This window comes from Roseateles sp. FW301-B2 (assembly GCF_058788955.1).
The window spans coordinates 1-1,088 of sequence record NZ_JBYTBE010000073.1 but is presented as its reverse complement, the minus strand read 5'-3'; the positions used below and the strand labels follow the sequence as shown (position 1 = coordinate 1,088).

The window sequence follows — 1,088 nt, the reverse complement described above, 5'->3', positions numbered from 1 at the left end:
GCTTAGCGCACCACGGCGATCTGCTCGCGCGCACCGCCCTTGTAGGTGAACAGGGTCAGCGCGCCATTCTTGATGTCGCCCTTGCCGTCGAAGCCGATCGTGCCGGTCACGCCCTTGTAACCGTCGGTCTTGGCCAGCACCGGCAGGTACTTGGCAGGTTCGGCCGAGCCGGCCTTCACCATCGCCGCCACCATCACGTTCACGGCGTCATACACATAGGGGGCGTAGATCTGCACGTCCACCTTGTACTTTTCCTTGAACTTGGCCTTGAAGCCTTCCATCGACTTCTTGGATTCGCCTTCCACGCCGCCGGCCTCGGCGCACACCACCTGGCCGTCGCCCATGGTGCCCGCGGCCAGCTTGGGCAGTTCGCCCGAGCAGATGCCGTCGCCGCCCATGAACTTGGCTTCGATGCCCAGCTGCTTCATCTGGCGCAGCATCGGGCCGGCCACCGCATCCATACCGCCGAAGAAGACCACATCGGGCTTCTTGGCCTTCAAGGAGGTCAGGATGGCGGTGAAGTCCGTGGCCTTGTCGTTGGTGAATTCGCGACCGACGACCTTGCCGCCGGAGGCCTTCACGCCCTTTTCGAACTCGTCGGCCACGCCCTGGCCGTACGCGGTGCGGTCATCGATCACGGCGATCGACTGGCCCTTGAGTTCCTTCACGGCGTACTTGCCCAGCGTGCCGCCCAGGTGCACGTCGTCGGCCACCACGCGGAAAGCGGTCTTGTAGCCGTTGCGGGTGAACTTGGGGTTGGTGGCCGAGGGGCTGATCTGCGGCACGCCAGCGTCGCTATACACCTTGGACGCGGGGATCGAGGTGCCCGAGTTCAGGTGGCCGATCACGCCGTTGACCTTGGAGTCCATCAGCTTCTGGGCCGCGGCCGTGCCCTGCTTCGGGTCGCCCGCGTCGTCTTCGGCCAGCAGTTCGAACTTGGCCTTCTTGCCGCCGATGGTGACGCCCTTGGCGTTCAGCTCATCGATGGCCATGCGCGCGCCCAACTCATTGTCCTTGCCCAGGTGGGCAATCGCGCCGCTGGTGGGGCCGACGTGGCCGATCTTCACGACCAGGTCTTGCGCCATCGC

1 protein-coding gene is annotated in these 1,088 nt (G+C 65.1%); it reads right to left on the bottom strand.

Annotated elements, in window-relative coordinates; all coding sequences use genetic code 11:
- Positions 1-2 precede the first annotated feature (2 nt).
- Entirely contained in the window at positions 3-1,085 is a 1,083-nt protein-coding gene (locus AC3WQY_RS24555) for a branched-chain amino acid ABC transporter substrate-binding protein (protein ID WP_492711223.1), read from the bottom strand.
- Positions 1,086-1,088: the final 3 nt, after the last annotated feature.

What these genes read in the sequence shown, in the direction of transcription:
- AC3WQY_RS24555 (WP_492711223.1), bottom strand. Translation starts at nt 1,085, where the DNA reads ATGGCGCAAGACCTGGTCGTGAAGATCGGCCACGTCGGCCCCACCAGC.